Below are 23196 nucleotides of genomic sequence, written 5' to 3'. Positions count from 1 at the left end.
TGAGGGATAAATGGATGACACACGCATTAGTTATTGGTGGAACAGGGATGTTAGCTAACACATCCCTATGGTTAGTAAATAATGGTTATCATGTTTCAGTCATTGGACGGAATGCCAATCGGATGGAACGTTTGCTAAACAAGGCAAATAACTCATCCATGAACCCCTTTGTTAGTGGATTATCGTGATGAATCCTTATTATTAAAGAAAATACGAGAAACGATGCAGCAAAATGGACCTATTGAATTAGTAATTGCTTGGATTCATTCATATGCTGATAGTACATTAGAGCGCATAGCAAGTGAAATTTCACAATGGCAAGGCGGATCATGGAAACTGTTTCATGTCTTGGGGAGTCGTGCAAATCTTACTGAAGTTAAAGGGCAAATCGATAAACTTGATGCCCTACAATACCATCAAGTTCAACTTGGCTTTAAAATTGAAGATAGTCATTCACGGTGGCTTACAAATGAGGAAATATCACAAGGTGTCATTGATTCCATTCAGCATGATCGGTTACTCCATACTGTGGGAACGATGGAGCCTTGGGAAAAACGTCCGTCATAAGCAAATACCATTCCTAAAAACCTTCGTCTCATTCGATGGACGAGGGTTTTTATTTTTTAGAGCGATTGAATTTCGTTATTGACGATTGGGTGTTTGCTAGAACCCTATTGAAAAATCCAAAAGTATTGATAGCTTCGAGACTACATAGGATAAAAAACGTTTCTTACACTTCCCATCAGACCAACATATCAGTAAAATAGAGTAGGTTAGGGGGATTGTCATGTGAAAGATCAACGCTTTAAAATAGCGCATCGAGAGGCGCTTATTGGGATTGGACTAGTCATTGTCAACTTTGCGATTTGGTTTGGCTTTGCCTATGGATTAGGCGGAGGAGATCCAGCTAATTATTCGTATGTATTCGGTTTTCCTGCCTGGTTTTTCTATAGCTGTATCGCAGGGACAGGCTTTATGATCCTGCTCATCTGGATTGTCATGAAACTCTTTTTCAAAGAGGTACCATTTGATGATGAGGAGGGGGATCATTAATGCATTGGCAAGTTGTATTTCCTTTGCTATTATTTCTAATTATTATTTTTGGGATTGGTATTTGGGCTAATAAGCATATCCGTTCCTCTAATTCGTTCCTTCAGGAGTATTTCCTTGGTGGTCGTGAAATGGGTGGCTTCATTCTAGCGATGACGATGATTGCTACATATGGTAGTGCAAGTAGTTTTATCGGTGGGCCAGGTGTTGCCTATACAAAAGGCCTTGGCTGGGTATTACTCGCGATGGCACAGCTTCCGGCGGGTTATTTTGTCCTCATGATTTTAGGTAAAAAATTCGCTATCATTGCTCGTCGTTACCAGGCCATCACATTAATTGACTTTTTACGAGAGCGCTACAAAAGCCATGTCATAGTGATTTTATCCGCCATCAGTATTATTGTCTTTTTATTTTCTGCGATGATGGCACAATGGGTCGGGGGCGCACGTTTAATTGAATCTTTGACAGGCTTAAGCTACACAACGGCACTGTTTATTTTTGCTATTTCGGTGTTAGTGTATGTTATTATTGGAGGCTTCCGAGCAGTAGCTTTAACGGATACAGTCCAGGGCACGATTATGGTTATTGGTACAGTTATTTTATTAATTGGCACAATTATTGCAGGTGGTGGTATCGATAATATTATGACCTCACTAGTCGCTGAAAATCCGGATTTTGTATCACCCTTTGGCGCACAGGGAGATTTAACACCACTTTATGTCTCGACATTTTGGATTTTAATCGGTGTGGGTGTCGTAGGACTCCCACAAATTGCAGTTCGTGCGATGAGCTATAAAGATTCAAAAAGTATGCATTTAGCCATCATTATCGGTACGATTGCGATTGGGACAATCATGTTTGGTATGCATTTAATTGGTGTATTAGCTCGACCTGTCCTACCTGGTATTGATATTGGGGATAAAGTGATGCCACTTCTAACGTTGAAGGTATTACCGCCATTTTTAGCAGGGATTGTATTAGCTGCACCAATGGCCGCTACGATGTCTACTGTTAATGCACTGCTCATGCTTGTTAGCTCCACAGTTGTGAAAGACATCTATTTAAATTACATGAAGCCAAAAGCAAGTGATGCAGAAATTAAGCGTGCAAGCTTTATTGTCACAACGGTCATTGGATTAGCAGTCATTATCTTTGCCCTAAATCCACCAGACTTATTAGTATGGTTGAATTTATTTGCCTTTGGTGGGCTGGAGGCAGTCTTTATTTGGACCGTGGTCCTAGGATTGTATTGGAAGAAGGCGAACAAATATGGTGCAATTGCTTCGATGATTACAGGCATGTCCCTGTACATTGTCATTGATCGCTTCTATCCTTCCATCTTTGGTATGCATACAGTCACGCTGCCAATTGTAGCATCCTTCATTATTTTTGTTATGGTGAGTCTTGCCACTAGTCATAAATTTAAAAATGAACAATTAATGATTTAAAGTAAACACGCCACAGATTACAATTCTGTGGCGTGTTTTAATTTAATGCATCATAAAATCATAGGCGTTTTTCGCTAATAATGTCATCGTCACCACGATAAAAAGCGTACGAACAAAGCCGCTTCCTTTTTGAATCGCCATTTTTGAGCCGAGCATTGCTCCACCAATTTGAGCGATCCCCATGACTAAACCATATACATAATGAATTTGCCCTAAGTAAGCAAACATACACACACCAGCTACATTACTCGCTAAATTTAAAAATTTCGCATTGCCTGCTGCCTTTAAAAAATCAAAGCCTATCAGCAGGAAGCTAAAGATTAAAAAGGAGCCTGTTCCAGGACCAAGAAAGCCATCATAAAAACCAATAGCAAATAACAGCAGCATAAATAAAAATAAATGAGTTTTAGATAAATTTTTTACAGTAGAGACAGCACCCCAATCCTTTTTAAAGATTGTATAAATCCCCACTGCTGCAAGCATGACTAACATTAGTGGCTTTAGTAATGCTGGGTTGATGAGATGGACAGTCCATGCACCACATAATGATCCGATAAATGCTAGAGGAAAATATTTAAGGACAGAGCGAATTTCCAGCTGACCAGAACGGTAGAAGGAAATAGAGGATGTTAGTGAGCCCATTGCCCCTGCTAGTTTATTAGTGGCAACAGCAGCCGCTGGGTTAAGACCAACAAACAGTAGAGCTGGCAATGAAATTAATCCGCCTCCTCCAACTACCGAGTCGACAAAAGCTGCCAGAAATCCAAATGATATTAATAGAATGATAATATGTACATCGACATCAAAAACCATGATTACACCTCTTCTAAATTAGTTACTACTGAAATAGTAACTAATTTATTTACTGCTGTAAACCCTAACTTTTTTATTGGCAAATCTTCACAACAGTAGCCTATAATAAAGATAATGGAGGGATTACATGGAGGAATTAATCACCCAGTTGAAAGATATGGGTTTTACAGAATATGAAGCAAAAGCCTATACGGCACTCGTTCAACAAAGTCATGTTAGTGCCTATCAGGTCAGCAAAAATTCTGGCATACCGCGTGCAAGAGTGTATGATATTTTAAATATCCTTGTAGAAAAAGGGATCGTGTTGAAAGAAGAGACCGCAGAACAAACGACCTATTCAGCCATGCCCGTGTCCGTATTTTTACAGCAAATGGAGCAGCGCTGGCAAACAAATTTTTCGTCGATAAGTATGAAATTAGAAAAGCTAGAGGAAAATGTTCAGGAAGTGGAGCATAAAGTCGTGATGCTAAAGGGTAAGGAGTCCATCCTCAATTACTGTCAGTCACTTTTAAGAAATGCAAAGAAAAAAGTGATTCTGTCGATGTGGGAAGATATGTACGATGCGCTACGGCAAGACCTTCAAGAAGTGTCACAGCGTATTCCTGTGCATGGCATTACACTGTATGTAGACGAACACTTAGCGACTATTGACCGCCATAGGGCCACACACTATACGAAAAAAACGTCTACTCCACATTGGTTTATTTTATCGGTAGATGGTCAGGAAATGATTTATGGTCACTCGCCATCCGCGCAAGAAACCGCCTTCATCACTAATGACCCTGTCCATATCTATTTGTTAGAGGATTATATTTGGCATGATGTCCTTATCAATAGACTAGTAAAACGCGATGATCAGGAGCTTGAGGATTGGATTGCGAAAGAGCGAAAAGGTTTTTTCTTAGAATAAAGATGAGAAAAGGGGAGCATTCTGAATAAATTAGTGTTGCTAGGTTTAGGGTGTCTACTAATGTTAGCAGCATGTAATGCTACGCCACCTACCACTCCACTCAGCATTCGTGAACTACCTATCGTCCCAGAACATGTGCAGAAAAACATCGTTTCTCAGGACAATATTCAATTATTGTATGAAGATGACGCGACGTATTATCTCGTCTATTATTCAAAGGGGAATGTACTAGCAAGTATCGAAGTAGGGGAAAATAGACTTATCATTCATCTTAATGAAGGCAGCGAGCAACGAAAAGAGGCCCAACCATATGTTTTTAAAATATCGAAAAGCCCTGAACAGAACCTTATTGAGGTCTTCATCAACAAGCAAAACACACCCATCGATCGTATGACCATCCTGTGAAAAAAGAAACCGAAATCTCACTTTGATGAGATTTCGGCTTTTTGTAATTTGTCTTAATAAAAGACTTTATCAACATTGTATTTGGAGCGGAAAGTATTAATGGCATATGTTTCGTAAATTTCACGTTCCATTGGATCTTCTACTTCATAGACTTCAATTTTGAACACTTCATCACGGTGGTTTTTCATCGGTGATACATTATCCTCAAAGTGCTTTTTAATACGTTGACGGATTTTACGAGCTTTCCCAACGAATAATAGCTCATTCTTGTCATTATAGAATAAGAAAATGCCGCCTTTATCACGTGTGATTTTATGGAAATCAATAAAGCCAAAATAAGGTGTGATTGGCACATCACCTGGTTTTACTTCTTGTTCGCGTTGACGGATAACTACATCTGGTTTTGGAAATTCAATTTTAATCAAACTATTCACGTTCCTCTCTCTTACTAAAGCTATATGGTAACATAAATACGGCATGTTTACCATAAATTTTAAATATCGAAAAGCCACTAACAGCAAGCTTAGTGTACTTCAAATGGACAAAGAACATGCATAGCGAATCACAAAATATTCTATGAATTATTGATATTCTAACTAGTTCATGTTACAATTCAAGGTAATTAAATAATCTTATCAAGAGAAGCTGAGGGATATGGCCCTATGACGCTTCAGCAACCTCTAACATGTGTTAGAAAGGTGCTAATTCCAACAAAGGATATTCCTTTGAGAGATAAGAGTGGACGTGAAAAAAATCCTTCTCATTCTATCTCGTATGGAATGAGGGGGATTTTTTAATTTTTAGAAAAAGAGAGCGAAAACAGAGAGGGGAACGCAAGATGCCAATTAATATTCCGAAAAATTTACCAGCTGGAGAACATTTACGTGAGGAAAAAATCTTCGTGATGGAAGAGGATCGTGCGAAAACACAGCAAATTCGTCCGTTAAATATATTAATTTTAAATTTAATGCCGGAAAAAGAAAAAACAGAACTCCAATTATTACGGTTATTAGGGAATACACCGTTACAGGTCAATATTACGTTTTTAAACACTGCCACACATGAATCAAAAAATGTTAGTAAATCTCATTTACAGCTATTTTATACGACATTCAACCAAATTCGTCATCGACGCTATGATGGCATGATTATTACAGGGGCGCCAGTAGAAAAATTGGCTTTTGAAGAGGTCAACTATTGGCAAGAAATTTCAGAAATTATGGATTGGTCCAAAGAGAATGTGACATCCGTATTACATATTTGTTGGGGAGCACAGGCTGCTTTGTATCACCACTATGGAATTGGAAAGATAGAGCTTTCAGCTAAATGTTCTGGTGTCTATTCCCATGTCATTACCGATTTAACGGTAGATTTAGTGCGGGGCTTTAGTGATTTATTTACCGCTCCTCATTCTCGCCATACGTCTGTGTCAATTGACGATGTACGCAATCATCCAGACTTACGCTTATTATCTTATTCGGAGGATGCAGGGGTATTTATCGTACAATCAAAAGATAATAAAAACATTATGATTACAGGTCACCTGGAATATGATGCAACAACACTAGCCGATGAATACAGTCGTGATGTGGCTAAGGGCCTTGATATCGCCGTTCCCGTAAACTACTTTCCAAACGATGATCCAACTAAAGAGCCTATTAATACATGGCGTGCCCACACCCATTTATTATTCTCGAACTGGTTGAACTACTATGTATACCAAGAAACACCATATGAATGGGATTTTGTTGACGAAATTGAGTATCATATTTAATTCAAATAAAAAGTCTAATTTCTTGCTAATTTAAAAGAAATTAGACTTTTTGATTGTCATTGCTTGTTTCTGCTTTGGGCATTTCGCTCGTTTCAGCTTTCGCTTTGCGATTGCGAATAATCGCCACAATCAGTAAAAGGATCGGTAATAGAATGGTGATGAAAAAAGAAAAGATTGGCCAAATTTCATTATTATATTTGTTCGAATGGACAATGTTTGGGTGAACTATTTGAGAAAGCCCAATAACAATTAGTCCCATCGGTATAATGAGAGGCCGATGATCCTTGATTTTTAAAATCTGGGCAAGGCCGACAACGGTCGTATAGAAATACATAAAAGTTCGAATATAAATGGATGAGATCCACATAAAGGCCATTATAATCTCAATCCGCTGCAAAAAATTCCCTATCGATATTCTTTGTGCTAAGGCATAGCTTGGAAAGGTTCTAGAAGCCGTATTTTCAGGACCTAGTACAAGAATTGATAGCACAATCAATGTCACTAAAACAAATCCACCTAAGATGGTCCCAATATAAAACCCTTTCTGCGCGGATTGCTGTACATTAACCGCAGCAGGGTAAAGCATTAATAACACAATTAATGGAAAGGAAAAAATACTCATAAAACGAATAATACTATAAAACATTGATGATTTTGTTGCCTCGAGTACAGGTTGAATATTTTCAAACGTAATCTGAGGGGTAATACAGACAACAAAAAAAATAAAAATAAAGACAAATAACGGAAAGAGGATTTCTGCAGACCGCGCAAAAGTTTCAATGCCTAAATAGGCAGCATACATAATGATAATAATAAATAGCAAGGCAATCGCCATGGTCGGTGTTTCCGGCATCACTTCTGTTTTCATGAATATCCCGATAAAATAGAGTAATTCTCCAGCGGAAAGAAAGGTTAGAATCAGGAAACAAATGGCTGTGAATTTCCCCAAAAAGGGACCGAGTATTTTTTCGTTTGCCTCAATAAAATTAAGAGAAGGTGTTTGGTTGGCTAGCGTCATAAATAATTTAATAACCAGTAAACTGAGGATGACCCCAATGCTGGCAGCAATCCACGAATCTTGCTTAGCGGCACTTGTGATGCTAGCGGGAATAATTAAAATAGCTGTACCGATTGAATAAAGGAGGGTAATAATTGTAAACTGTCTTGAGCTAATGATTTCCTTTTCCATCGAATCCCTTCCTTTTTTAGTCATTCTCTCTATTTGCTTAATGACAAAATATAATCTCTAATCGGTGTAAATATAAATGTTATTAAATCTAATGGGCTCGGAATATGGATTTTAAGGGCAATTGCCATATTTAAAGCTGTACCAATAAGTAACAAAATGGAGAACACAACAATGCCCTTTGTATCCTGTTGTTTTTTTAGTTTTGGAATAAAAATAATGCCTACGATGACCGAGATGATCAAGATCGCAACGGCTAGAACCACTTCGTTACTCCTCCTTTGGTTTGTTTAGTAATGAGTTTTGCATTGTACCTAAACCTTGCGTTTTCACCTTCACATGAACATGAATCGGCAATTCTGGAAAGATAGTTGGCCAATCATTTTTGATTTTTTTCCACTGTTTTGCATCTGCCCGATGGAGTGTATCACCAAATCCTAGAACATCAACTTCATATTGTTGTTGTATTTTCTCTAATGCTTCTTCGATTCGCCCTTTGATACCTTGAGCTGTTTTTTGATTCACATAATCAATAGATTTAGGTTTTGAAAGGTCGATATCACATTCTACTTCTCCCACGTTCTGCTCCACTTCTATTTGAACATCGATTGCTGGCTCTCCATGTTGAAAGGAGCCTTTTACTTTTGTTTTGGAATGTGTGATTTCTGTAGATAAAGTACCTTTCTTCGGACAAGCGATGATTTCAATGGTACTTTTAATTTTGTCACTGAGAAAACTAACACTTTTACTTTCTTCCTCTGTCAGTAATCCGATGAATTTATCCTTTTTAAAGACAGCTAGACCTGCGTATTGTAATAAAACGGGTGTTTTGACGCGCTGAACATTGGCTTGATCGACGCCTAATTTTTTATCGCCGTGAATTTCAATCGCAGAAATTAATGCTCCTTTATCCTTACTACTTAATGTGTTAACTAATTCATCTATATTAATAGCGATTGTGGAGCCCCAAGCCTTTTCAGAAACCTCAAGTGAATTTAACATTTTATTAGCAGGCACCTTTTCGATGGGTGTTAGTACATTTAACACATCCTTTGCTGCAGCCTCATAAGACATAATGACATCGAAATCTTTTCGAAATTCATGATCCCTCGAAATTAAATCAAGTGATTCACTGATTCCTTCTTTTGCGAGCTCTTCTCCTAAGACGACTACTTGCAGATGAGCAAAATAGGGTTTCCGTGCTGCAAGTGTTGTCATTTTGCGAATAGCCTCAAAGATAGTCTCACCCCTCGCATGATAGCTAATAACAGGGGAGCGTTGTGTGGAGGCTTGTTTCATCGACACTTCACTAGGATCGACAATCTGCACAGTGACCTCATATGCATCGTCTATTTTATCTATTCCAAGTGCAACGACAATGGCTAATTCATTTAATTCACGCTTACTCCAGCAACCACTTAATAATAAAGTGAGGATGCAAAGTAAGCCGATCACTTTTATTTTCGCCATATTTAATTTCCTCATTTATTCAGTAGTGATTACCTCTTTTTTACATCTTTATATTGATGGCCTCTGACAATGTTTTTCTGGTTAACTAAACGAGGTCGTGTTAGTAACTTTCTACGTGGGAATAATAGAAAGGCATCTTTTTGATCCTTCAGGACTAACGGTGCAAAAGGGCTTAAATAAGGTACACCAAATGATCGAATACTACATAAATGTAGAATAATCAACATAATGCCAAACATTACACCAAATAAACCAAACATCGCAGCACAAATCATTAATGGAAACCGTAGCACACGAATAGTATTCGATAGGCCATAAGCAGGGAAGAGGAAACTACAAATGGCTGTTAAGGCGACAATGATGACCATTACAGCAGAAACAATGCCTGCTTCAACCGCTGCTTGACCAATAACTAAGGTACCTACAATCGACACAGCAGGACCGATTGTTCTTGGCATACGAAGTCCAGCTTCCCTCAAAACCTCAAAGGCAATCTCCATTATGAGTGCCTCTACTACAGCTGGGAAGGGGACGCCCTCCCTTTGCGATGCAATACTGATTAACATTGGTGTTGGCAGCATTTCTTGGTGAAAGGTTGTAATGGCTACATACAGTGATGGTGCTACTAATGCTAGACTAATACCAAAAAAGCGCAATATGCGGATCAGGGAGCTTATCATCCAATGCTGATAATAATCTTCTGCTGACTGTAAAAAAGATGTAAATAACGCTGGCACCACTAAGACAAAGGGTGTTCCATCTACTAAAATCGCTACTTTCCCATCTAATAATTCACCAGCAATGACATCGGGACGTTCGGAGTTGTAGATAGTTGGAAACATGGTATTTTTAGAATCCTGAATGAAATCCTCAATATAACCACTTTCCAATATGCCATCAATATTGATGCGGTCTAAACGAGCTAATACCTCTGCGACAATTTTGTCGTTCGCGATGCCATTAATATACATGACTGCTACATCTGTTTGTGTGACATCACCGATAATACGTGATTTAATCCAGAGGTTTGGACTTTTTATTTTACGACGGATTAGGGCTGTATTGGTACGAAGTGTTTCCGTAAAGGATTCCCTAGGTCCTCGTATAACCGATTCCGTCGATGGTTCTGTTACTGCTCGATCTTTCGCACTTCTTGTGCTGGTCACTATCCCTTCAGCAAAGCCATCTAATAATATAACCGTTTCACCATTGAGAATAGCTTGGTAGAGCGTTTTAAAGTGCTCAATATTTTTTACATCACCAACTGTTAAATAGGAATTTCGGACATATTCATTAATGGTTGTAATTTCAATATCTTGTTCTTCCTCAATGTTAGCCATCAGTTTATCAATAACAGAATCGGAAATGGTTGTTTTATCTGATAAACCATCAATCGATATAATGGCTAGGTGATGAGGTTCAGTTTCACCAATAGTAATTTTTCGTATAATGATGTCATTGCTATGACCGAGTGAGTTCTGAATGATTTTTAAATTTTTAGCAAGGGACGTGTATAACAAATCGTTCATAGTATGGGATGGGGAGGTATCAATATTGTTAGACGTGGACATGTGTTTTCCTCCTCAAATGGACGTTCATTACCATTAGAGTGGACAAATTTTTTACCAGATAAACGAAGAAGGCATGAAAATCTGCCATGGATTTCTACTGGATGTCTTCTCAGCTTCGGGTACCGCTAAAGATTACTTCAACGTAACAACCTTGGACCATGAAGCGAAATAAAAAACAATGTTTCCTTTCATATGCTGAAAGGAAACACTGCTTTATGTACGATAATCATATTGTAATTCATCTTTACTTGCATCAACGTCAACATGTAGATTGTGATCGTTAAAGAACCAGAGGTCTTTCTCTTCAATGTAATAGGTTACACCATCAATTTCTGTTTGAACACCTATAGCGATCGGTTCTTCACGAGTCATGCCAAGTGAAAAGCCTTCGTGAAAAGGACTAGAACCACCATAGCGTGCATAAAAGCGAATGGTATCACCTGATTCTACTTCCATTTCCTGCTTGAACCATTGTAGGGCTTCATCTGTTAATGCAATGTTCATTTCGAATGCTCCTCTCTTCCTACAGCCATTTTACCTTTGGCTCGGTGCCGTTTTTAATCCGTGAAATATTGGCACGGTGACGATAAATAATAAAAGTGAATAAAAAGGCTACCAAAATGCCTAATGCAAAGTCACCTGTAACAAAATAATAAACGATTGCATAAATAAGTGCTACTAAAGCGGCTATCATAGATGTTAAACTAACGATTTTAGTAATTTTTAATGTCACAATAAAGGCAATAAATAATAGGACAAACAGTGGCCATGAATAGCCTAATAAAACACCCGCAGAGGTTGCCACTGCCTTCCCACCACGGAAGTTGGCGAAAATCGGAAACATATGGCCGATTACGGCAACTAGGCCGAGTAGTAAAGGATGGAGCATACTGTCAGAGAAAATAGGAAGTGTCACGAGTAACACTGCGGCAGTTCCTTTTAAAACATCCATCACGGTCACCACGATACCAGCTTTTTTTCCTAACGTGCGGAAGGTATTGGTTGCACCTAGATTACCGCTCCCGTGTTCACGAATATCTGTGTTATAAAAAATTTTGCCTATCCATAATCCAGAAGGTATAGAGCCAATTAGATAAGCACATAAAATAATAAGTCCATTGATCATAGCTGGACTCCTTTCATTCATAGTCAATACTTGGTACTAATAGTTTGTAACAAGTATTTTACACTTTTTCTTGCTAATCTACAATGTTATGAAGGAGATTTCATTATGGGTCTTGAATTCAATTACCATAGGGTAGTCTTTTAGACATGAGAGGATCAGTTGTGGAAAAAAGCCTTTTTAAAAATATAGGCATAAAGGCAATTTTGTCAATCGTTCATTCCTTTGGTAGAATAGAAGTCTAACTTTATCCAGTTAATCGCGAGATACATCGTAGCACTTTCATCGCTCGAGATGGGTAGCCAAACAAATGGAAGTGAAACTAAATAGGCTACTATGCGTCAAACGATAATGGATAGTAGTAGCAGTCTGTCTTGCTTAAATTCCAAATTTAAGCAACTGTTGAAGATGTTTACTATAAAAAGAATCAAAACTGTGAGCAATTTTTAAAATTTTATTGGACCTGTCGCTAGCTATTGACAGGAAATGCTATTATTATTAGGATGAGAACATAAATAGAACATGTGTTTGTTTTTTGGAGGGGAATTTTTTTGACGAATAAACAGTCACCTAGCGTCTATAATGATGACGCTATACAAGTATTAGAAGGATTAGAAGCGGTACGCAAACGACCCGGCATGTATATCGGTTCGACGGATGGCCGTGGACTTCATCACCTTGTGTATGAAATCGTAGATAATGCGGTAGATGAAGCACTGGCTGGCTTTGGATCTCATATTATTGTCAAGATTCATCAGGATCAGAGTATCAGCGTGCGAGACTTTGGCCGTGGTATGCCAACAGGTATGCATAAAATGGGCAAACCAACCCCTGAAATTATTTTTACTGTGCTGCATGCAGGCGGTAAATTTGGACAAGGGGGCTATAAAACAAGTGGTGGCTTACATGGTGTAGGTTCTTCTGTAGTCAATGCACTCTCAACGTTTTTAGAGGTTACCATTCATCGTGACGGTAAAAAATATCGTCAGCGTTTTGAGAACGGTGGACATCCTGTTACAACGCTAGAAGAAATAGGACAAACAAAGCAAACAGGTACTCTTGTTCATTTCCTACCGGATGACAGTATTTTCTCTGTCACAAAATTCAATTATGATACGTTAGCAGAGCGTTTACGTGAGTCAGCCTTTTTACTAAAAGGGTTAAAAATTGAATTAATTGATGAGCGCGAGGAAGGCAAAAGTGATGTGTTCTTTTATGAGAATGGCATTGAAGCTTTCGTTGCGTATTTGAATGAGGAAAAAGACGTCCTTCATCCGGTGAAGTATGTAGAAGGTATCCAGGATGAAATCGAGGTAGAGTTCGCCTTCCAATATAATGATGGTTATTCGGAAACGATTTTATCCTTTGTTAATAATGTTCGTACACGTGACGGTGGAACACATGAAACAGGTGCGAAAGCAGCATTAACGCGTGTATTTAATGAATATGCACGAAAAATTGGCTTGTTAAAGGATAAGGATAAAAACCTTGAGGGGACTGATATTCGTGAAGGCTTAGCGGCCATCGTCTCTGTTCGTATTCCGGAGCATTTATTGCAATTTGAAGGACAAACAAAGGGCAAGCTTGGGACAAGTGAGGCTCGTTCTGCAGTAGATAGTGTAGTGTCTGAGCAAATTTTGTATGTACTAGAGGAAAATGCGGAGTTATCAGCTTCTCTTGTGCGTAAAGCCATTCGTGCGCAGCAAGTACGTGAAGCTGCTCGTAAAGCGCGTGAAGATGCACGAAACGGCAAGAAAAACAAAAAAGGTAGTACCATTCTGTCTGGTAAACTAACGCCTGCACAGTCTCGGAATGCCGCAAAAAATGAATTATACTTAGTCGAAGGTGATTCTGCTGGGGGCTCTGCGAAACAAGGGCGCGACCGTACATTCCAAGCGATTCTGCCACTGCGCGGGAAAGTCATTAACACGGAAAAAGCCAAGCTACAGGATATTATGAAAAATGAAGAAATCTCAACGATTATCCATGCGATTGGCGCAGGTGTTGGTACAGACTTTGCTGTAGAAGATTCCGCTTATAATAAAGTAGTAATCATGACCGATGCTGATACGGACGGAGCTCATATTCAAGTATTGCTATTAACGTTCTTCTATCGATATATGCGCCCACTTATTGAAGCAGGAAAAGTCTATATCGCGCTACCACCACTTTATAAAGTTTCTAAGGGTACTGGAAAAAAAGAAGTCATTGAATATGCTTGGACAGAAAGCGATCTACAAAAGGCCATCAAAAAAGTTGGAAAGGGTTACATATTACAGCGTTATAAAGGTCTTGGAGAGATGAATGCAGACCAGCTTTGGGATACAACGATGAACCCTGAGACACGGACATTAATTCGTGTCACAATCGAGGATGGTGCACGTGCAGAGAGACGTGTCACGACGTTAATGGGTGATAAGGTAGAACCCCGTCGTAAATGGATCGAAGCCAATGTAGACTTCGGTATGGAGGATGATGCCAATATTTTAGAGAATGAATTCATCCAACAAGAGGAGGACCAAGCATGAGTAGTACGGAAAAGTTTCAAGATTTACCTTTAGAAGAAGTAATGGGTGACCGCTTTGGTCGCTATAGTAAATATATTATTCAAGACCGCGCGTTGCCTGATGCACGTGACGGTCTTAAACCAGTACAGCGCCGTATTTTATATGCGATGTTTACAGAAGGAAATACCCATGATAAGCCGTTCCGAAAATCTGCGAAAACAGTCGGTAATGTAATCGGTAATTACCATCCACACGGAGATAGCTCTGTCTATGAAGCGATGGTGCGTATGAGTCAGGACTGGAAAGCACGTCATATGCTTATTGAGATGCATGGGAACAATGGTTCGGTCGATGGAGATCCACCAGCTGCCATGCGTTATACGGAGGCACGATTATCTGCGATTGCTGGTGAAATGCTACGAGATATCGGCAAGAAAACAGTTGAGTTTGTACCGAACTTTGATGACCAGGATATGGAGCCAACTGTTTTACCAGCACGTTTCCCTAACTTACTAGTGAATGGGTCTACAGGGATTTCGGCGGGGTATGCGACAGATATTCCGCCACATGCTTTAGATGAAGTGCTAGATGCCGTATTAATGCGCTTAGATAAGCCTACTGCGACAGTGGATGAATTAATGACGGTCATTAAAGGGCCAGATTTCCCAACAGGTGGTATTATCCAAGGCGTTGACGGCATTAAAAAAGCATATGAAACGGGTCGCGGTAAAATTATTGTCCGTGCACAAGCGGTTGTGGAGCCTATTAAGGGTGGTAAAGAGCAAATTGTTATCACAGAATTACCATACGATGTCAATAAGGCGAATCTTGTGAAAAAAATTGATGAGCAACGCGTAGATAAACGTCTTGAGGGGATTGCGGAAATTCGTGATGAATCTGATAGAACTGGCTTACGTGTTGTCATTGAACTGAAAAAGGATGTACCAGGACAAGGAATTCTCCAATACTTATTTAAAACAACGGATTTACAGGTAGCTTATAATTTTAATATGATTGCCATTCATAATCGTCGTCCAACAATGATGACCTTACCATTATTATTGGATGCCTATATTGCCCATCAAAAAGAAGTAGTCACGAACCGTTCCATTTACGATTTACAAAAGGCGAAGGATCGTTCCCATATCGTGGATGGGTTAATTAAAGCCCTTTCCATTTTAGATGAAGTGATTGCAACAATCCGTTCTTCTAATGATAAAAAGGATGCCAAGCTTAATTTACAGGCGAAGTTTGATTTTACAGAGGTACAGGCAGAGGCGATTGTCAGCTTGCAATTATACCGTTTAACCAATACAGACATTACAGAGCTTCGACAAGAACAGGACGAGCTAAATAGGTTGATTGCTAAGCTAGAGGGGATTTTACAAAGTGAGGCAAAGCTTGTACGTGTCATTAAACAAGAATTGCTTGATATTAAGAAACGCTTTACAGAGCCTCGTCGCTCAAGAATTGAGCAAGAAATTGAAGAGATTAAAATTACCTTAGATGTTCTTGTACCAAGTGAAGAGGTTGTCGTAACCGTAACGAAGGATGGCTATATTAAACGTACTTCGACACGTTCACATGCCGCCTCGAATGGTCAGGATTTTGCGATGAAGGATTCGGATTACTTATTGTATGAAGCAACCTTAAATACACAGCACCATTTACTCCTATTTACAAATCGAGGCAATTATATTTATCAGCCTGTTCATGAGCTGCCAGATATTCGCTGGAAGGATCTTGGTCAGCATATTTCAAGTATCGTGCCAACGGGTGAAGATGAGTCAATTATCGCTGTATATGGCTTTGAAACATTTGATCAACCAAATACGTACATCTTCACTGCGACAAAGGATGGTCAAATTAAACGCTCTCCACTTGCCGATTACGCGGTGACACGTTATTCAAAACCAATTAAAACGATGAATGTGAAGGCTGGCGATGCCATGATCTATGCAGCGTTTGTGACGGATGACGTGGAATTGATGTTAACAACAGATACGGCTTATTCAATTCGTTTCCCAATGGAGGAATTACCAGTAACAGGTGTAAAAACAGGCGGAGTAAAGGGCATTACGCTAAAAGATGGGGAAGCCTTAGTCGGTGTGAATGTGCTACAACCTGATCAAACGCAATATGTTGTCATTGTGACACAGCGTGGGGCTGTTAAGAAAATGAATGTCGCAGAGGTTGAAGTAGCCAGTCGTGCAAAACGTGGTCTAAAAGTATTAACAGAATTAAAAGCAAATCCGCACCGCATTGTGGCCGTTATTCAAGCAACAGATGAGGAGCAGATTGTTATTGAAACAGAAAAAGGCGTGCAAGAGGTGTTAGATGTCCAAGCATTGACTCGTGCTGATCGCCATTCCAATGGATCGTTTAAAGTGGATATCGCAACAGATGGGGCTATTTCCCATGTTCTAACGACCAAAAAGGAACAATAACCAAGCTTTTTTAACGCCCAGTCTCTTTTGTGAGCTGGGCTTTTTTTGGTGTAAAACGGTTAAACCAAATTAGTACCTTGTCTTTTAAGAGTAACTATGGGTATAATAATCAACGAAAAGTTCATAGCGAAAGAATGTAGGGGGGCTAGTAGTTGCTAGCTGAGATTGTGTCCGATAGACGCTGACCCTTTGAACCTGATTTGGCTCGTACCAGCGTAGGGAACATCTATTCAAAAAAGCAAAGTTTTGAAGATTGATTGCAATTTACGTCTGGGAGGAATCCTAGGCGTTTTTTTATATTTTCAAACACCTCTTGCCCATCGTATTTACGCTTTCTTTCTGGTGACACGCATTCCTTTATGAACACTTTCATATTACAAACTGGGAGGACCTAGCATGAAAAAATGGTTATTTATTCTATTGGCTGCACTTGTAACATTAGTGGGCTGTAGTGACAAGGAGGACAAGCAGGCAACTGATAAGCTAAAAAAGGTGTCAGTAGTACTGGATTGGACTCCGAATACAAATCATACAGGGCTGTATGTCGCGAAAAAGCTTGGTTATTTTGAGGAACAAGGCTTAGATGTTGATATTATGATGCCAGGGGAAGCGGGAGCAGATCAGCTTGTAGCTTCTGGTAAGGCAGAATTTGGGGTAAGCTATCAGGAAGGCATCACACAGGCACGTGTCCAGGATGTACCACTTGTTTCGATTGCCGCCATCATTCAGCATAATACATCGGGCTTTGCTTCGATTGCTTCTAAAGGGATTACCTCACCAAAGGATTTCGAAGGTAAAACTTATGGCGGTTGGGGAGCCCCACTAGAGCAAGCGGTACTCCAATCGTTAATGCAAACAGAAAATGCCGATATTAATCAATTAGATATTGTCAATGCAGGTGATTTAGATTTCTTCACGATGATGGAAAAAGATATTGATTTTGCGTGGATTTATTATGCATGGACAGGTATTGAGGCAGAGCTTCGTGGGGAAAAGATTAATATGTTGTATTTAACGGATTATAGTGATCAGTTGGATTATTATACGCCTGTATTGGCTACTAATGAAAAAATGATAAAGGACAATCCTGATGTTGTAAAAGCCTTTGTTGCAGCTGCTTCTAAAGGTTATGAATACGCAATCGAGCATCCGAGTGAGGCTGCAGATATTTTGCTAGAAGCGGCACCTGACTTAGATAAAGATTTAGTGCATAAAAGTCAAGAATGGTTAGCTGATAAATATCAGGACGATGCGAAGCAATGGGGAGAGCAAAAGCTTTCTGTATGGGAAAACTATGCTAATTGGATGTCTAGCAACAAGGTATTAGAGGGCGAGTTTGATGCAAAGCAAGCCTTTACGAATGATTTCTTACCTAAAAAGGAGGCCAAATAAATGGCAAATTCATTAATCAGTGTCCAAATTATCCCGAAAACAGAGAAATATGAGGATGTCATTCCTTATGTGGATGCAGCCATTGCTGTGATTGATGCATCTGGTGTGAAATATGAAGTACATCCGCTAGAAACGACGATGGAAGGTGAGCTGTCAACATTGCTTCAACTTATTGAGAAAATGAATGACAAGATGATAGAGCTTGGTGCTATTAATGTGATTACACAAGTGAAAATACTCTATCAGCCAACTGGTATTACCATGGATACATTAACGGAGAAATATCAGTAATGAAACAAGCGTTTCAAAAGGGAAGGACGATCATCTTTATCGCCTTCCTCTTATTCATCTGGGAACTAGTCGTGCATGTGGCTGAAGTTCCCCATTGGCTTCTACCTGCACCAAGTCGTATTCTGATGGAAGGCTTTCAGTCGTATCCAACCTTTTTACCACATGCTTTGGCTACGGTGCAATTGGCCATATTAGGCCTTGCTATTGGTATTGTTTGTGGTTTAACGGTAGCTATTGTGTTGCATCGATTTTCGTTTATTCGGGAGTTGTTTTATCCGATTTTGATCATGTCGCAAAATATCCCAATACTTGTCTTAGCACCGCTCCTCATAATATGGTTTGGCTTTGGCTTATTACCAAAGCTCATTATTATTTGCCTTGTGTGCTTTTTCCCGATAGTCATTGCGGCCATGGACGGATTTCGTCAAACTTCACCTGAATTAAAGCACTATTTTGCGATGATTGGTGCGACAACTTCGCAAACTTTTTGGAAATTGGAATGGCCGCATGCATATCCTGCTATATTTTCAGGCGTTAAAATCGCTGCTACATACAGTGTCATGGGTGCTGTCATTGCAGAGTGGCTTGGTGCGAAAAAGGGTATTGGCGTATATATGACCTTAGCTCAATCCTCCTTTCGCACGGATCGTGTATTTGTCGCGATTTTTGCCATTGTTTTGTTAAGCTTACTGTTGTTTAGCAGTATACGATTTATAGAAAAAATCATGGTGAAGGGGAGAGGTAACCATGCTCAGCATTCAAAACATCAGTAAATCCTTTGATGCCCTGCAAGTCCTTGAAGATCTGTCCTTTGAGGTTAAGGATGGCGAGTTTGTAGCTATTGTGGGACCTTCAGGAAGTGGTAAAAGTACGTTGTTTCAATTAATAGGTGGTGTCTCTTCAATCGATCATGGGGCCATTTTATTAAATGGAGAGGATTTACAGCAAAAGAGAGGGACGATTGGCTATATGCCCCAGCAGCCTTGTCTATTGCCTTGGCGTACCATCTTAGAGAACGTTACCATCGTGGAGGAATTACAGCGTAAACCAAACGTCGAACGTGCCAAGGAATGGCTAGAAAAGGTTGGTCTTGGGTCCTTTATCGATGCCTATCCAAATGAACTGTCAGGCGGCATGCAGCAGCGAGTCTCCTTCATACGTGCCTTAGTTAGTGATAAGCCCATTTTATGCTTAGATGAACCCTTTTCGGCGCTAGACGAATTTACGAGATTGGAAATGCAGGCATGGCTTTTATCTATCTGGGAAGAGTACCGGAAATCTATTCTATTTGTTACGCATAGTATAGAAGAGGCTCTCTTTTTGGCAGATCGAATATTAGTCTTAACGAAAAGGCCTGCAACGGTTAAAAAGGAAATGATCGTACCGTTTGCTAGACCTCGCCGAGAGGAAATTCGTCATTCTGCTGCATTTACAGCCTTAAAGCAACAATTATTTATGTATTTACAAGAAGAAAAGGGTGATATGCATGCTGATTGATGCTCATATTCATTTAGATCAGTATAAAGATGAGGAGATTCCAACTTTGCTAGAAGATGCCGATTTTGTCATTGCGGTTAGCATGCATTTGACATCATGCCAAAGGACATTGCATTTATCAAACAGCTATCCTCAAGTTAAGGTAGCTTTTGGCTTTCATCCTGAACAGTCTTTACCAAGTCAATGTGAAGAGGATGCACTATTTGATTGGATTCGTTGTCATGCAGATGAAATGGTCGCTGTTGGAGAGGTTGGCCTTCCTTATTATTTAAGGCAAGAACATGCTATTGATGACCGTCCTTACGTGGTGCTATTAGAGCGTTTTATTGTTTTGGCAAAGGAACTTAGCAAGCCGATTATCTTACATGCTGTCTATGAGGACGCTGCCATCGTATGTGATTTGCTTGAAAAGCATCAGTTTCATCAAGCTCATTTTCATTGGTTTAAAGGGGATGAAACTGTAGTGAAACGCATGATTCAGCATGGTTATTTTATTTCCATCACCCCTGATTGTTTGTATGAAAAAGAAATTCAACAGTTGATTGAAACGTACCCTATTGAACTCATGATGGTAGAAACAGACGGTCCTTGGCCGTTTGAAGGTCCATTTACGAATAAGCGAACATCTCCGTGGATGATGCATTCGACGATTGAGGTGATCGCGCATATTAAGGGGCTGTCAACACAGGAAGCGGCTAAAATCATTAGTGAAAATACTAAGAACTTCTATCAGCTTTAATAGTTCTTCTGCATTAAAGTTAAGAAAAAAGCAGTATAGGGTACGAATTAGTCGTCCTTATACTGCTTTTTATGTTTTGAGTAATCATGCTCTAATTTTTCATTCTTTGTTTTTGTTACACGTTCATGTGTACTAAAGGAGATCGATTGTCGATTTTTTTCAACATCCTTGCCTACTGTCCGTTTAACATGCATTCGTTGCTTTTTAGCTTTAGATTGTGACATACATTTACCCTCCAATCCTTTCTAACATTATAGTAGCGAATAGGGGAGAAAAAGTAAAACCTCGTAAGCAAGATACTTACGAGGTTCTCATGGTATTAGTGAGATACGTCCTGTACAGAAATACCTGTGTTAGCTTTCACGTCTACTTCACGATATTTCGACTCATCACTTTCTTTAGATAGTAATGTGCCAATAAAGCCACCAAGGAAACCAAGTGGTACAGAAATTAAAGCAGGATTCGTTAACATGATTAATGGTTCACCAACGAAAATTGCCTTACCTTCAACTGGATTCCACACGTTTGGTGAAATAGCTACTAATACTAATGCTGAAATTAAACCTGTTAACATCGCTGTTACAGCACCAGCTGTATTAAAGCGTTTCCAATAAATTGTGTAAATGATAACTGGAAGGTTAGCAGATCCTGCAATACAGAATGCTAGAGATACTAAGAATGCAACGTTTAATGTTTGTGCACCAAGCGCTAATAGGATAGAAATAACAGCAATTGTAATCGAACCAATACGAGCTGCAAGAACTTGCTCTTTTTCTGTAATTTTACCCTTTTTAATAATTTGTCCATAAATATCATGTGATAGGGCAGATGCACCTGACAGTACAAGACCTGCTACTACTGCAAGAATTGTTGCGAATGCTACCGCACAAACAAATGAGAATAGAATGTCGCCACCAAGTGCTTCTGCAAGAAGTGGGGCAGCCATGTTACCAGCAGCGTTTGCCGCGATAATGTCTTCTTTCCCAACGAATGCTGCTGCACCGAAACCTAAGAAAATAGTTAGAACATAGAAGATACCTACAATCCAAGTTGCCCAAATAACCGAAGAACGAGCTGTTTGTGCGTCTTTTACTGTGAAGAAACGCATTAAGATATGTGGTAGCCCCGCAGTCCCTAATACTAACGCAATAAGCATTGAGATAGTATCAAGTCCATCCGTATATTTTAGACCTGGGTTTAAATAAGCAGCACCACTATCAGTAGCTGTTGTCATTTCTTTGAACATTGTAGATATACTGAAGCCGAACTCTTTTAATACTAAGAACGAGATAATTACTGTACCTAACATTAAAAGACAAGCTTTAATGATTTGTACCCAAGATGTTGCAGTCATACCACCGAATAGTACGTAAGTTGTCATCATGAAACCAACGATTAATACGGCGATCCAATAGTCGATTCCTAAAAGTAATTGAATAAGTGCTCCTGCACCAACTAGTTGTGCAATCATGTAGAATAAAACAATTGTAATAGTGCTTAAAGCAGCTGTTCCACGTACTTTTGCGTTATTGAAACGCGCTGTAATCATGTCAGCTAATGTAAATTTCCCTAAGTTACGTAATGGCTCAGCTACGATGTATAACACCACTAAGTAAGCTACTAAATAACCAATAGAGAAGAAGAATCCGTCAAATCCAAATAATGCTACTGCACCAGCGATACCTAGGAAAGAGGCTGCTGATAGATAGTCACCAGCGATAGCTAGTCCATTTTGCCAGCCTGTTAAGCCACCACCAGCAGTGTAGAAATCACTTGCTGAAGATGTACGTTTAGAAGCCCACCATGTAATAACTAAAGTTAAACCAACAATGGCTACGAAGAAGAATATGGCTGTAAAGCTCATTCCATTACTCATAGGCGGCCACCTCCGTTTTCATATTCAGCGATGATCGCTTTTGCTTCTTTATCAAAACTGTTTGCTTTCGCTACATATAAATGACATAACCCCCATGTCATGATGAATAGCCCTGCAGAATAAATCCACACCCAAGTAATTTCCCCAAATGCCTTTTGGTGTAGAATTTCCGTGTATGATGTCAGAATTGGTAACATCATGTAGGCCAATAAAAATATGGCAGTTATAGACCAAAGAAAAGAGTTCTTTCTTCGTACAAGAGCCTTAAATGATTCTTGGTTAGCAATTGCATCATAGTCAATCACGACACCTTTTTTCGCTTGATTGTTCGCCATTAACATTCCCCATTTTGTGTATATTTTTTCTGCCTCAAGACTAAAATTTGCTAGTTTAGTGAATTCACATTTTCATTTTATGAAACAGTTCACAAAATTGCAATACATTTCAGAAAAATTATGTAAAAAAAATTTTTCTGAAAATAGTCCTAGGAGAGAAAAAATGGCACAAAGTCAAGGGTATAAAGGGTTTTAGAAAATTCAGATAAATAAATGAAGTAAAGAGAAATCTAGATTCTTGATAAAAAAAGGAGGGTAAATTTACAAAAAAATCTCGTTTTTTTAACTAAAAATAAACACTATTCACCTAGTGGAAATTGGATTTTTTCTGTTTTTTGGAAGAGGAATAGTATTGTTCGATA

At 39.2% G+C, this 23196-nt stretch carries 25 protein-coding genes and 2 riboswitches; of the genes, 14 read left to right on the top strand and 11 right to left on the bottom strand.

Annotated elements, in window-relative coordinates; translation table 11 throughout:
* Window positions 1-14 precede the first annotated feature (14 nt).
* From MKY49_RS11785 to panF, 4 genes are all read left to right on the top strand, one after another.
* Entirely contained in the window at window positions 15-188 is a 174-nt protein-coding gene (locus MKY49_RS11785) for a hypothetical protein (protein WP_341386291.1), read from the top strand.
* Entirely contained in the window at window positions 175-567 is a 393-nt protein-coding gene (locus tag MKY49_RS11780; protein WP_341386290.1) for a short-chain dehydrogenase, read from the top strand. The genes MKY49_RS11785 and MKY49_RS11780 overlap by 14 nt, the downstream gene beginning before the upstream one ends.
* Window positions 568-789: 222 nt before the next feature.
* The gene (locus MKY49_RS11775; RefSeq protein ID WP_274793206.1) at window positions 790-1053 is read left to right on the top strand and encodes a YhdT family protein; all 264 of its coding nucleotides are present in this window, start codon (window positions 790-792) and stop codon (window positions 1051-1053) included.
* The gene (panF, locus tag MKY49_RS11770) at window positions 1053-2498 is read left to right on the top strand and encodes a sodium/pantothenate symporter (protein WP_274793205.1); all 1446 of its coding nucleotides are present in this window, start codon (window positions 1053-1055) and stop codon (window positions 2496-2498) included. The genes MKY49_RS11775 and panF overlap by 1 nt, the downstream gene beginning before the upstream one ends.
* 42 nt (window positions 2499-2540) lie before the next feature.
* On the opposite strand, the gene MKY49_RS11765 is transcribed toward panF, so the two are convergent.
* The gene (locus MKY49_RS11765) at window positions 2541-3311 is read right to left on the bottom strand and encodes a TSUP family transporter (RefSeq protein WP_274793204.1); all 771 of its coding nucleotides are present in this window, start codon (window positions 3309-3311) and stop codon (window positions 2541-2543) included.
* 127 nt (window positions 3312-3438) lie between these two features.
* Here MKY49_RS11765 and MKY49_RS11760 point away from each other — a divergent pair, with 127 nt between their 5' ends.
* Both MKY49_RS11760 and MKY49_RS11755 read left to right on the top strand, forming a co-directional pair.
* A complete protein-coding gene (locus tag MKY49_RS11760) occupies window positions 3439-4221 on the top strand; it encodes a TrmB family transcriptional regulator (protein WP_341386289.1) in 783 nt (260 codons plus the stop codon).
* Window positions 4222-4281: 60 nt separating this feature from the next.
* On the top strand, window positions 4282-4626 hold the full coding sequence (locus MKY49_RS11755) for a hypothetical protein (RefSeq protein WP_341386288.1): 345 nt from the start codon (window positions 4282-4284) through the stop codon (window positions 4624-4626).
* Window positions 4627-4679: 53 nt separating this feature from the next.
* Here MKY49_RS11755 and MKY49_RS11750 read toward each other — a convergent pair whose 3' ends face one another.
* The gene (locus MKY49_RS11750) at window positions 4680-5051 is read right to left on the bottom strand and encodes a nucleotide excision repair endonuclease (protein WP_274797331.1); all 372 of its coding nucleotides are present in this window, start codon (window positions 5049-5051) and stop codon (window positions 4680-4682) included.
* A gap of 204 nt (window positions 5052-5255) precedes the next feature.
* Window positions 5256-5365: riboswitch (SAM riboswitch) on the top strand.
* A 99-nt stretch (window positions 5366-5464) separates the two neighbouring features.
* Here MKY49_RS11750 and metA point away from each other — a divergent pair.
* Complete coding sequence (gene metA / locus MKY49_RS11745; protein ID WP_322610786.1) at window positions 5465-6400, top strand: homoserine O-acetyltransferase MetA; 936 nt, start codon at window positions 5465-5467, stop codon at window positions 6398-6400.
* A 40-nt stretch (window positions 6401-6440) separates the two neighbouring features.
* Here metA and MKY49_RS11740 read toward each other — a convergent pair whose 3' ends face one another.
* The 6 genes from MKY49_RS11740 to plsY all read right to left on the bottom strand — a co-directional run bounded on the left by MKY49_RS11740 (window position 6441) and on the right by plsY (window position 11753).
* Window positions 6441-7589: a GerAB/ArcD/ProY family transporter gene (locus tag MKY49_RS11740; protein ID WP_274793200.1), complete on the bottom strand. Its 1149-nt coding sequence runs from the start codon at window positions 7587-7589 to the stop codon at window positions 6441-6443.
* Window positions 7590-7618: 29 nt separating this feature from the next.
* Window positions 7619-7852: a hypothetical protein gene (locus MKY49_RS11735; RefSeq protein WP_274793199.1), complete on the bottom strand. Its 234-nt coding sequence runs from the start codon at window positions 7850-7852 to the stop codon at window positions 7619-7621.
* Between the two features lie 4 nt (window positions 7853-7856).
* Complete coding sequence (locus tag MKY49_RS11730; protein ID WP_322605175.1) at window positions 7857-9056, bottom strand: Ger(x)C family spore germination protein; 1200 nt, start codon at window positions 9054-9056, stop codon at window positions 7857-7859.
* A 29-nt stretch (window positions 9057-9085) separates the two neighbouring features.
* The gene (locus MKY49_RS11725; protein WP_274793197.1) at window positions 9086-10627 is read right to left on the bottom strand and encodes a spore germination protein; all 1542 of its coding nucleotides are present in this window, start codon (window positions 10625-10627) and stop codon (window positions 9086-9088) included.
* Between the two features lie 213 nt (window positions 10628-10840).
* On the bottom strand, window positions 10841-11131 hold the full coding sequence (locus MKY49_RS11720; RefSeq protein ID WP_274793196.1) for a HesB/YadR/YfhF family protein: 291 nt from the start codon (window positions 11129-11131) through the stop codon (window positions 10841-10843).
* A 19-nt stretch (window positions 11132-11150) separates the two neighbouring features.
* Window positions 11151-11753, bottom strand: coding sequence for a glycerol-3-phosphate 1-O-acyltransferase PlsY (gene plsY, locus MKY49_RS11715; RefSeq protein ID WP_274793195.1), 603 nt, complete (start codon window positions 11751-11753; stop codon window positions 11151-11153).
* Window positions 11754-12301: 548 nt separating this feature from the next.
* Here plsY and parE point away from each other — a divergent pair.
* The 7 genes from parE (at window position 12302) to MKY49_RS11680 (ending at window position 20623) form a co-directional block, all read left to right on the top strand.
* Window positions 12302-14278: a DNA topoisomerase IV subunit B gene (gene parE / locus MKY49_RS11710; RefSeq protein WP_274793194.1), complete on the top strand. Its 1977-nt coding sequence runs from the start codon at window positions 12302-12304 to the stop codon at window positions 14276-14278.
* Window positions 14275-16704 (top strand): DNA topoisomerase IV subunit A, encoded by a 2430-nt coding sequence (gene parC / locus MKY49_RS11705; RefSeq protein ID WP_322605173.1) that lies wholly within the window; start codon window positions 14275-14277, stop codon window positions 16702-16704. Before parE ends, parC begins: the two co-directional genes overlap by 4 nt.
* Before the next feature lie 128 nt (window positions 16705-16832).
* A riboswitch (TPP riboswitch) is annotated at window positions 16833-16943 on the top strand.
* A gap of 157 nt (window positions 16944-17100) precedes the next feature.
* Window positions 17101-18096 (top strand): ABC transporter substrate-binding protein, encoded by a 996-nt coding sequence (locus MKY49_RS11700; RefSeq protein ID WP_312506690.1) that lies wholly within the window; start codon window positions 17101-17103, stop codon window positions 18094-18096.
* Window positions 18097-18387 (top strand): thiamine-binding protein, encoded by a 291-nt coding sequence (locus MKY49_RS11695; protein ID WP_274793191.1) that lies wholly within the window; start codon window positions 18097-18099, stop codon window positions 18385-18387.
* Complete coding sequence (locus MKY49_RS11690) at window positions 18387-19160, top strand: ABC transporter permease (protein WP_322610792.1); 774 nt, start codon at window positions 18387-18389, stop codon at window positions 19158-19160. Before MKY49_RS11695 ends, MKY49_RS11690 begins: the two co-directional genes overlap by 1 nt.
* Window positions 19135-19884, top strand: a complete 750-nt coding sequence (locus MKY49_RS11685; RefSeq protein WP_274793189.1) for an ABC transporter ATP-binding protein — start codon at window positions 19135-19137, stop codon at window positions 19882-19884. The genes MKY49_RS11690 and MKY49_RS11685 overlap by 26 nt, the downstream gene beginning before the upstream one ends.
* Window positions 19874-20623, top strand: coding sequence for a TatD family hydrolase (locus tag MKY49_RS11680; protein WP_341386287.1), 750 nt, complete (start codon window positions 19874-19876; stop codon window positions 20621-20623). Before MKY49_RS11685 ends, MKY49_RS11680 begins: the two co-directional genes overlap by 11 nt.
* Window positions 20624-20670: 47 nt before the next feature.
* Here MKY49_RS11680 and MKY49_RS11675 read toward each other — a convergent pair whose 3' ends face one another.
* The 3 genes from MKY49_RS11675 to MKY49_RS11665 all read right to left on the bottom strand — a co-directional run bounded on the left by MKY49_RS11675 (window position 20671) and on the right by MKY49_RS11665 (window position 22834).
* Window positions 20671-20847 carry a hypothetical protein gene (locus MKY49_RS11675; RefSeq protein WP_274793187.1) on the bottom strand — a complete coding sequence of 59 codons (177 nt, stop codon included), beginning with the start codon at window positions 20845-20847 and terminating at the stop codon, window positions 20671-20673.
* 95 nt (window positions 20848-20942) lie between these two features.
* Window positions 20943-22487 carry a solute symporter family protein gene (locus MKY49_RS11670; protein WP_274797330.1) on the bottom strand — a complete coding sequence of 515 codons (1545 nt, stop codon included), beginning with the start codon at window positions 22485-22487 and terminating at the stop codon, window positions 20943-20945.
* A gap of 8 nt (window positions 22488-22495) precedes the next feature.
* Entirely contained in the window at window positions 22496-22834 is a 339-nt protein-coding gene (locus tag MKY49_RS11665; RefSeq protein WP_274793186.1) for a DUF485 domain-containing protein, read from the bottom strand.
* Between the last annotated feature and the right edge of the window lie 362 nt (window positions 22835-23196).

Source organism: Lysinibacillus sp. FSL M8-0134, assembly GCF_038069745.1.
In the GTDB taxonomy this organism is placed as follows: Bacteria; Bacillota; Bacilli; order Bacillales_A; family Planococcaceae; genus Lysinibacillus; species Lysinibacillus irui.
Note: the sequence above shows the minus strand (reverse complement) of the source record. Positions and strands in the feature narration are given on the sequence as shown.